Annotated in this window: 6 protein-coding genes and 1 pseudogene; 4 read left to right on the top strand and 3 right to left on the bottom strand. The window is 61.7% G+C overall.

Annotated features, from left to right (window positions below; genetic code table 11):
* Window positions 1-192 precede the first annotated feature (192 nt).
* The 4 genes from HNE04_RS27565 (at window position 193) to HNE04_RS27550 (ending at window position 5,687) form a co-directional block, all read left to right on the top strand.
* Window positions 193-1,254 (top strand): ABC transporter substrate-binding protein, encoded by a 1,062-nt coding sequence (locus HNE04_RS27565; RefSeq protein WP_172227027.1) that lies wholly within the window; start codon window positions 193-195, stop codon window positions 1,252-1,254.
* A 108-nt stretch (window positions 1,255-1,362) separates the two neighbouring features.
* On the top strand, window positions 1,363-2,421 hold the full coding sequence (locus tag HNE04_RS27560) for an ABC transporter substrate-binding protein (RefSeq protein ID WP_172227024.1): 1,059 nt from the start codon (window positions 1,363-1,365) through the stop codon (window positions 2,419-2,421).
* Between the two features lie 353 nt (window positions 2,422-2,774).
* Complete coding sequence (locus tag HNE04_RS27555; protein ID WP_172227033.1) at window positions 2,775-3,818, top strand: NADP-dependent oxidoreductase; 1,044 nt, start codon at window positions 2,775-2,777, stop codon at window positions 3,816-3,818.
* Window positions 3,819-4,013: 195 nt separating this feature from the next.
* Window positions 4,014-5,687 (top strand): MFS transporter, encoded by a 1,674-nt coding sequence (locus tag HNE04_RS27550; RefSeq protein ID WP_207717751.1) that lies wholly within the window; start codon window positions 4,014-4,016, stop codon window positions 5,685-5,687.
* 707 nt (window positions 5,688-6,394) lie between these two features.
* On the opposite strand, the gene HNE04_RS27545 is transcribed toward HNE04_RS27550, so the two are convergent.
* From HNE04_RS27545 to HNE04_RS27905, 3 genes and pseudogenes are all read right to left on the bottom strand, one after another.
* Window positions 6,395-7,825: an FAD-binding oxidoreductase gene (locus HNE04_RS27545; protein WP_172227021.1), complete on the bottom strand. Its 1,431-nt coding sequence runs from the start codon at window positions 7,823-7,825 to the stop codon at window positions 6,395-6,397.
* Window positions 7,822-9,213, bottom strand: a complete 1,392-nt coding sequence (gene hglS / locus HNE04_RS27540) for a 2-oxoadipate dioxygenase/decarboxylase HglS (protein WP_207717752.1) — start codon at window positions 9,211-9,213, stop codon at window positions 7,822-7,824. The genes HNE04_RS27545 and hglS overlap by 4 nt, the downstream gene beginning before the upstream one ends.
* 293 nt (window positions 9,214-9,506) lie before the next feature.
* Window positions 9,507-9,686 (bottom strand): annotated as a pseudogene (locus HNE04_RS27905) (CmcJ/NvfI family oxidoreductase); the annotation flags it as partial.

The following is a 9,686-nucleotide window of genomic DNA, read 5'->3' as shown; positions in this document are numbered from 1 at the left end:
GTCAAGCTGCCGAACTCGGCAGGTGTACCGCAAATCAAGCCCGGTGCGGCCATCACCGTCGGCTGGGAGACGCAGGATTGTCGTGCTCTCGATGCGTCGAACGCCTCGGAAATCTCACCACCCTAGCGGCGCGACCGCTGCTATTTCTCAACGCCGCAACCGGCTTTCGGACGGCACACATGGAGAGCCAAGATGATGAAATCATTCGTGAATGTCGTCAGCGCAGCAGCCAGCCTTGCAGCGGTTGCGTTGATGCCGGTGGGGCCTGCTTTCGCGGCCGACCAGCTGACGGTCACTTCGTATGGCGGGCCCTACCAGGCGGGACTGCGCAAAGCGATGTTTGAACCCTTCTCGAAGGCTACCGGGATCAAGGTGGCGGAAGACGAGTTCAATGGCGAGGTCGCGAAGATCCGCGCGATGGTCAAATCCAAGACCGTGACTTGGGACGTGGTCGACGTCTCGCCGGCTTTGGTCTTGCTACTGTGCGCCGATGGCAGCGTTGAGACGATCGACTGGAAAAAGTTGGGGCTCGACCGGTCCAAATTGCTGGCTGGGGATAAGTATGACTGCGGGGTGCCTTACGTCATCTCTGCCAAGATTGTCGCCTATGACAGGAACAAGCTGCCGAACGGTCCAAAGACGATCGCTGATCTATTCAACACTCAGAAATTCCCAGGCAAGCGCGGGCTGCAGAAGGCTCCCCACCAAAATCTCGAATGGGCATTGATTGCCGACGGCGTGCCCATCAAAGACGTCTACAAGGTCCTCGACACGCCTGAAGGTGTCCAGCGCGCGTTCAAGAAGCTCGATACGATCAAAAAGGACGTCGTCTGGTACGCGTCCCAATCGCAACCGGCGCAGCTTCTCGCCGATGGCCAGGTTGTCATGACCACGGCCTACAACGGTCGCATCTACGATGCCGTCAAGAATTCTGGCAAACCCTTCGAGATCATGTGGGATGCCCAGCAGTGGGAGTTCGGCGTGTGGGCGATTCCGAAGGGCAGCCCGCGCCTGGACGCCGCCTACAAGTTCCTCGCGTTTGCCGGTTCACCCCAGGCACAGGCCAACTTGACGCACTACATGCCTTACGGGCCCGCCAACAAGGACGCCACCGCGCTCGTTGATGCGTCGATCAGGCCCCACCTTCCGACTGCGCCCGACCACGCAGGCAATGTTGTGGTGATTGACTCAGCATTCTGGGCTGAGAAGGGCGACGAACTGCGCCAGCGCTTCAATGCCTGGGTGGCCAAGTAGAAGTTAGGGCGGGGAAAGCTCGCCCGCTTCGCCGCCTCGACAAGCCGGCCTTTCTGTTTTTGTCCACGCCGCACCCGCCTGCCAAGCGGCATTTATAGGAAACGACTGATGAACACGTTCTTGAAGATCGCTGGCACATTTGCCGGCCTTGCGGCGGCAGCGCTGATGCGCGTTGGGCCCGCTTTCGCGGCTGATCAGCTGACGATCACCTCCTATGGCGGTGCTTACCAGGCAAGCGTGCGCAAGGCCTATTTCGAACCGTTCTCTAAGACAACCGGGATCAAGATCACCGAAGACGAGTACAACGGCGAGAACGCCAAGGTCCGTGCCATGGTCAAGTCCAAGACCGTGAGCTGGGACGTGGTCGACACTGCCATGGACTCGGTCATGCAGCTGTGCGCCGAGGGCCTCGTTGAGACGATCGACTGGAAAAAACTGGGCATCGACCGGGCGAAGTTGATGGGTGGCGACACGCAAGACTGCGGACTGCCGTACGTCACCTCTACCGTGGTTATTGCCTATGACAAGAACAAGCTGCCAAACGGCCCGAAGACCATCGCGGACTTTTTTGATACCCAGAAGTTTCCTGGCAAGCGCGGACTGAAAAAGATTCCCGACAAGACTCTGGAATGGGCGCTGATCGCCGACGGCGTGCCCGTCAAGGACGTCTACAAGGTGCTCAACACGCCCGAGGGTGTGGACCGTGCCTTCAAGAAGCTCGACACGATCAAAAAGGACATCGTCTGGTATCAGAGTAACGCCCAGCCAACGCAGCTTCTCGCTGATGGTCAGGTCGTCATGACCTCGGCGCCGAACGGCCGCATCTACGATGCCGTCAAGAACTCCGGCAAGCCCTTCGAGATTATGTGGGACGCCCAGCACTGGGAGGTGTCTGTCTGGACAATTCCGAAGGGCAGCCCGCGGCTGGACGCCGCCTACAAGTTCCTCGCCTTTGCCGCCTCGCCGCAGGCGCAAGCCCGCCTAACGCAGTACTTTCCCTACGGACCCGCTAACAAGGACGCAATGGCGCTGGTTGATCCGGCGATGCTGCCCCACCTTCCGACTTCGCCCGACCACATGGTCAATGCTCTGCTGAGAGACGCTGCCTTCTGGGCTGAGAAGGGTGACGAGTTGCGCCAGCGGTTCAACGCCTGGCTTGCAAAATAACAAACGGCGCGACTAGTCGACAAGACGGCCACCTAGCTCGGCGAAGTGCCCGACGAGATTCCGCTGGGGATCGGGCTGCGGGTGAACCATAAACTGCCCGGCGCCAACAGACGGCCCGAACGGCGAGCGAACTTTCTGCCGGCCCCTCGTCAGCTACCTGCCGTCAAGCAGTGGTCGGCGTTGCGCCGTAGCTCGCTTGTGAGCGCCAGAAGTACTCGCTCGTTTCAGTACGCATAGCGCAGCATTTCGGCCCTGTCGAGGCGAAGAATAGAGGAAGTCAACGTTCCAGCGCGGTTATGGTTTCACGTTATCGAAAACTCCACATTCCCTCGCCTTAAATGGAGCTTCTCAAGATGGAAACCATAAACCGTTACTGGACCTACTCGGATAAGCCTGTCGGCGCTTGGCCGGAGCCGGACAACTTCGAGCTTTGCGAAGGGACCATCCCCGCGCCCGCCAACGGTCAGGCGCTGACCCGCACGATCTACGTCTCCCTTGACCCCTACCAGTGGGCCTACAAGGAACTCCGCGAGCAGTCCCGCGGTACGCCTTGCCATGCGCGCACAGTCGCTCAGGTCATCGAAAGCCGCATGCCGGGCTACGCCCCGGGGGATTTGGTCTCCAATACTAATGGCTGGGCCGAGTATGAGCTGATGGGCGAAGGGGTGACACGCCCTGCCTACATGATTCCTCGCAAACTCGATCCTGCGGCAGAGAAGATCTCCCATGCTGTGGGCGTGCTGGGTATGTTGGGACTCACGGCCTATGCCGGGATGGTCTTGCAGTGCAATCCAAAGCCCGGAGACACGGTCGTCGTCTCCGCAGCATCCGGGGGCGTGGGCCAGATCGCCGGCCAACTCGCCCGGTTGCGCGGCGCGCGAGTAGTGGGGATTGCCGGCAGGCCCGAGAAATGTCGTTTCGTGATGGAAACTCTCGGATTTGACGCCTGCGTTTCCCACCTCTCCCCAAGCTTCGCCGAAGATCTAAAGGCTGCTTGCCCGCGGGGCGTCGACGCCTATTTCGAGAACGTTGGTGGCGAAGTGTTCGAGGCGGTCCTGCCTCTACTCAAATCTGATGCCCGCATGACAGTCTGCGGCCGGATCAGCCACTACGGAGAAGCGCCCGGGGGAGTTGCGGGCGCCGAGCAGAACCGCCGTGCGATGGCACGCGGCGTGACAGTAACCGACCTCTGGGCTAGCCACTACGTGGAGTCCCATCATGATGCCATGCTCGCTGAACTAGGCCCCGCCGTCGCCTCAGGTGCTGTCGTCTACCGCGAAGACATTCGCCAAGGTCTTGAGACGCTCCCATTTGCCTTCGCCGAAATGCTGAAGGGCGGTAATTTCGGGAAGATGCTGGTGCAGCTGAGCGAGGACCCAACTTTGCGGGGCGCATGAGACGCCGCTCAAACGAAGCATTCCCGGTGAGCTTGCAGCAATTCTGCGTTGATAGGCGGTTCATTGGTGCGATCCGCTTCCAACGCCCGGTACTATGTTGATAGCAGCGATCGACGTAAGGCAGCCATCGGGCCTGCTGCAGGAAATGACGGCTTGACAAGCACCTTTTCGACCTTGTTTTCGTAGGTTCCTCAATTGCCCAGCCGCCCCGGCATCGCTGTTCCGATCGACAATCAAGAAGTGGCAGCTGACGCGCCAGCTGATCTGGCCCATGCGCCCAAACAGGAGACGTTCACCTCCGACAGCATCACCGCCCCTCTGCGTCATGCAACGTTCCGTCGCATCTGGCTCGCGAGCCTGATATCGAACCTTGGAACTCTCGTCCAAGGTGTAGGGGTGGCTTGGGCGATGACGGAAATGGCCTCCTCAGCCGACAAGGTGGCGCTCGTGCAGACCGCGCTTTGGCTACCTGCGGTGCTAATTGCAATACCGGCCGGCGCAATTGCCGACGTCCATGACCGGCGCATTGTGGCGTTGGCGTCCCTTGGTATCGCACTGGTTGCCGCCACCGTGCTGACGACGCTCGCCTCGGTCGGCCTTATCACATCGAATCTATTGCTGATTCTCAGCTTTGCCATCGGTTGCGGCGTAGCGATGATGGGACCCGCTTGGCAAGCCGCGGTGAGCGAGCAGGTGCCCGTCGACGCGCTGCCATCCGCGATTGCGCTGAACGGCATCAGCTATAACATCGCGCGCAGCGTAGGTCCAGCGATCGGGGGCGTCGTCGTGGCAACTGCAGGCACGATTGCAGCATTCGCACTAAATGCGCTGGCATTCCTGCCGCTCATCGTTGCCATCTTCCTGTGGAAGCGCCAAGCCGAACGTTCGCCGCTGCCGCCTGAAAGGCTTAGCCAAGCCATGGTTCTAGGCGTGCGTTACGTTGCCAATTCGCCGTCGATCCGGATCGTGGTACTCCGCAGCATCGTCACCGGTGGGATTGGTTGCGCGATTCTGGCACTCATGCCCCTGGTAGCGCGCGATCTATTGCAAGGCGGTGCGAAGACCTATGGCATGATGCTCAGCGCCTTTGGCGTGGGTGCAGTGATCGGTGCAGTCAACATCGCCCAAGTTCGCAAGCGCATGAGCGGTGAGAAAGCGATCCGGGCCTGCTCGCTGTTGATGGGTAGCGGGATTGCGATAGTGGCTGTGAGCCGCGAGCCGGCGGTGACCGCAGGCGCACTGATCCTCGTTGGCGCCGGATGGACCTTATCGTGGACCTTGTTCGGCGTTGGCGTGCAGGTTTCGGCGCCGCGCTGGGTGGCCGCACGATCGCTCGCCACGTACCAAGCGGCGTCATCAGCCGGGGTTGCCGTGGGCAGTTGGGGCTGGGGCAGCTTGACCAATGTCACCGGCGTCGAAACAACACTTCTCATCTCGGCCGCATTCATGCTGGCCTCGCCTCTGGTTGGCCTGTGGCTGCGCATGCTCCCAGTCGCAGGCCGTGCGGAAGAGTCCCAGCTACTCGAACATCCAGCGGTCCAGCTGCCGATCACTGGGCGCGATGGGCCGTTGGTGGTCGAGATTGAATATCGGGTAAAGAAGAAGAACGCGCGGGCGTTTCACGACCTAATGCAGGAAGTGCAGCTCGTGCGCCAGCGCACCGGTGGCTACGGCTGGTCCATAGCGCGGGACATCGCCGATCCAGAATTGTGGATTGAGCGCTATCACTGCCCGACGTGGCACGACTACCTGCGGCAACGCAACCGACCCACTCAGGCTGAACGAGCGCTGGAAGGACAGGCCGTACGTTTTCACACTGGCCCGGGAAAGGTCCTCGTCCGTCGCATGCTGGAGCGCCCGTTCGGCTGAGCGGAAACCCAAGCCCGTCTGTGCATTTAGCTCCCCGCAATCCCGACCCTGTGCCAAGTCGGCAGGCGGCACGGGCTTGCTCATGCGATGAAAAGCCAAGCTCTGCTGTGCTTCTGCGGGTCGAAGCATCGTCGCAAGACGAACAGGCGATGAGCACCGGCGCCGGCAGCCAGCTGTCCGACTGCGGCAGCGGCGGCCGATGAAGCTGTAGACCGGGCGCGCGTCGTGCTTGTGGAAGCTTTCTTCCAGCAGCTGCATCATCGACACGTATAACGCGGGGTCTATGTCGGCCGGCACGCCCGGCGGGTAGGGCGCCAGCCAGCGGCGTTGGCTCATTTTCTCTGCGTACTCTCCGCAGCGCCTACCCCTCTCAGCGCGGCCAAGACTCCCCGATTGCACGAACATGCGTACGAGTAGGTTGAAAGCCTGTTGCGACCCCCGTAGCAACGAGCAACTGCTTCGGAGCGGCATGAATGCCGCGTAAGCACTCAACGGCGGGGCCGTGGCTCCGTACTGCAGTTAGCCCGGGCGCCTGCGCCATGACGCGCGCTGCGGAAGCTTGCAGGCCTTTCCTACCGCGGCGAACATTGCGGTCGCGACGGCTAGCCTCCCGCAACGCAAATAACGCCGGGCTTGCTCGGGGAGGGAAACTGTCCGCGGATTGGCGATCCGGTGAGGTCAACCAAGGAGGGGGCGAAGAAACGGCTTCACATGGCTTCCGGGGTAGAACCCAGCTCGACCACACCGCACAAACGGTGCGGGTCGAGCAAGCGTTGCAGGCGGCCGGAGAGTTGGAGCGCCAGAGGCACCGTGAACATGCGATACCACGCGAGGTTGTGCGGGCCGATGCCGTGCTCGGCACTGTAGGTACCGGCGAATCCGTGCACGACCAGCGCGTAAAGTTCGTCACGCACCCGCTTCACCACATCGACGTCGTACCCGCGGGCCGCGTCGTGCGGCCAAGCGAGATTGAAGTGCATCCCGCCATCGGCGATGTGGCCGAAGTCGGCGACCCGAAGATGAGGATAGCGCGCTGTCAGGAGCGCCCTTGCCTCGCGCCGGAAACGCATGATGTCCGCTCGTGGCAACGACACGTCAAATGCAATTGGCTTGCCGAGGCTGCGTGTGCCCTCGCTAATGCTATGGCGTAGGTGCCAGAGCTCGCGGCCGCGCCCTACAACCGCATCGATGATGAGCTTGCCGAGGCGCGCTTCAAGAAATTCATTGAGGACTTGCTGAAGGTCCAGGCCCGTCGCCACAGCAGAAGAACACGACTCGAGTTCGATCAGGATCGCGAAATCGGGCATTCCACCGTTGAACGGGTTGCGTAGGGAGGGCACGTGATCGATCGCTGCGCACATCGCATCCGCCGACATGCCCTCGAACGCGGAAAGGAAATCTCCGAGCTCGCTTTCGAGCTCGCGCAGCAACTGCATGACGGCTTCGTCGGACACCGGCACTACCAGCGCCGTCGCCGATTGCTTTGGGCGCGGGTGGACTTCCAGCGTCACCTGCGTGATGACTCCGGCCACCCCCGAAGTGCCGACAAAAAGTTGTTTGAGGTCGAAGCCAGTGTTGTCCTTGCGCAGAGGCTTGCCGAATCGCACGAGTTCGCCTGCAGGCTCGAGCATCACTGCTTCGACTGCTAGCAGGTTGTGGCGAACGTCGCCGTACCGGATTAGTCGTGTGCCGCCCGTGTTGGCAGCAACCATGCCGCCAATGCTTGGATTGGCACCGAGGTCGACAGGAAAACACAAGCCGTGCGGTTCAAGCGCGTCGTTCAGTTCGTGCAGTAGCACCCCAGCATCGACGGTCACGGTTCGGTTGACCACGTCAACATCACACCGCCCGCGTAGCCGATTGAGGGACAGGATGACCTGCGCGCCGCTGCCGTCCGGCGTACTTGCGCCAACCAGACCAGTGTTCGCGCCTTGCGGCACGAGCGCGACCCGCTGGCGCACGCAAAGAGCGACCACTCGCGACACCTCGCGCGAAGTCGCCGGCCGCACGACGCACCTGGCACGACCCGCGCCATAGCGCGCGCCAGTAACGTAGGCAGCCGCGTCTGCCTCATCGTGGAGCAGCCCGGCGTCGCCCACGATGTTTCGCAGTGCATCCAGGAAAGCCGCTGAAGTCACGCCGGAATCCTCTGCTTGAGCCGTGCCATCACCGCGGCGATGGATGCCGCCTGCTCTGCTTCATACAGCGCAATCTCGTCGAGGACTGCGGCACCGAGTCCCGCTTCGAATTCGTCCTGCGCCGCGTTTGCCGCATAGCTCTTCTGCTCGGTTCCACCCAGGTTCGACTGGAAGATGCCCGCAGCGCTCACTGGCAGAAAGTCCTCGTATGTGATCGGCGTCGCGTGCACCAAGCCTGCTCCAACAAGTGCTTCGAGATCCGTCGGAAGTTCATTCGCGACTTCTCCCTGGACGGCAAGCGTGTAGCGGAAGAATCCGAGGCCCTCGCGGCGGATCGTTTCCAGCTCGTCCGGGAAATCGCGGAATGTGAACTCAAGACGCGTCGCATAATCTGCGGCGGTACTGTCGGCGCTGTGCGAGTCGCGCACGCGTGCCAACAGCGCGTCGTATAGGGTGCGCCCCTTACGCGTCAGCGCGATGCCACGCTGCTCGATCTCTCCGAACCGCGCCGTGTGCATACCGGCCTGCGCGGGGTTTTCGCCCTCGAAGGTCACATTTTCCTCCAGCGCCCTGAAGCTCGTCTGGCGCAGCAAGATTGGCACGCGGCGGCGCGGGGGTCCCTCGATCACGTCCTTCGGTGTGATCCCGCGCAGCGACATCTGCGCCTGCACGGTGTCGATGTCGAGCGTGCGCGGTGTGAGGTGGTTGATGTGTGGACCCTTGAAGCAAACTACGTCGGCGACGAGTCGATGCGCTTCGTGTAAGCGCTGATATATCTCGCGGGACACGCTCGCCTCACGGTGCCAGCGGAAAGTCTCGATAACTTCTGCCACGAAGTCGTTGGCTTGGTCGACGGTGAGGCCACCTTCCTCCTCGTGCAGCTGGATCAGTTCCAGGGCACGTTGCGTGAATATCTCGCGACGTGCAAGGATCTCTTGCGCGGTGGCACGCAGCTGCGCGTCGGCGATGAATTCGGGCCGGAGCAACGACGTGAAAATCCGGAAGGGATTGCGCGCCAGCGCTTCAGCCCCGACCGGCCGGAATGCGGTAGAGTGCACCGGTACGCCAGCCACCGAGAGGTCGTAGTAGCCAACCGGCTGCATTCCCATGACGGCGAACAGCTTGCGAAGCGTGTGAAGCTCGCGCGCCGTGCCGACACGGATGGCACCGTGGCGTTCCACGCCGACGCGGCGGTGGACGGCACCAGACCCATCACGTGTCATTACTGCTTCGTTCACCTCGGCTACTAACGACATCAGCGTCCCGTACTGCGGCACTTCGCGGCGGTACATGTCGGACATGGCGGCGGAGAAGCGCGCACGGATCTCGTCGGCGCAATCGAAAACGCGCTTGTCCGCGTGCGGGAGGAGATCATTCGTGATCGGCATCATAATGGTTTCAATTCTGCAAAACGGTGGGTGGCAATTTGACCAGCGGGTCGTTGACGACCAAGCAAGCGCTGCCAACCAGCATCAGGCGCACCCATGGCTATGTTGCGAGGTCACAGCAGCGAAACGCCTGCGCGCCGCCACGCCCATCAAAGGAGCATCGAGGGTCGCATAGGGCGACGGCCATTGGCTACTTGAACGAGTCAACAGCTACGTGACACACCGCAGCCTTGGCGCCGCCCGGCCAGCTGCGAACGCAACGCCTTGAAAGGCTGGAAGCGATGGTCGGCCGGTCACTCGTAGTACACGTAGAACCGACTCTCGACACTCTCGCGCGGATTGGCGTTCGGATACGCGCGACGATTGTCAAAACTGCCGTGAGCAGACCACCGATGGTAGTGATCTGCGGAATCATAGCCCTTGAACAGAAAGAACTCGTCTCGCGTCAGGTCGGGCACGTAGTACCAGCGGTG

It is taken from the genome of Caenimonas soli, assembly GCF_013155545.1.
In the GTDB taxonomy this organism is placed as follows: domain Bacteria; phylum Pseudomonadota; class Gammaproteobacteria; order Burkholderiales; family Burkholderiaceae_C; genus Ramlibacter; species Ramlibacter soli.
Note: the sequence above shows the minus strand (reverse complement) of the source record. Positions and strands in the feature narration are given on the sequence as shown.

Bases quoted from the DNA above. Each gene is read 5' to 3' on its own strand.
- HNE04_RS27565 (WP_172227027.1), top strand. From the start codon at position 193: ATGATGAAATCATTCGTGAATGTCGTCAGCGCAGCAGCCAGCCTTGCA.
- HNE04_RS27560 (WP_172227024.1), top strand. From the start codon at position 1,363: ATGAACACGTTCTTGAAGATCGCTGGCACATTTGCCGGCCTTGCGGCG.
- HNE04_RS27555 (WP_172227033.1), top strand. From the start codon at position 2,775: ATGGAAACCATAAACCGTTACTGGACCTACTCGGATAAGCCTGTCGGC.
- hglS (WP_207717752.1), bottom strand. From the start codon at position 9,213: ATGCCGATCACGAATGATCTCCTCCCGCACGCGGACAAGCGCGTTTTC.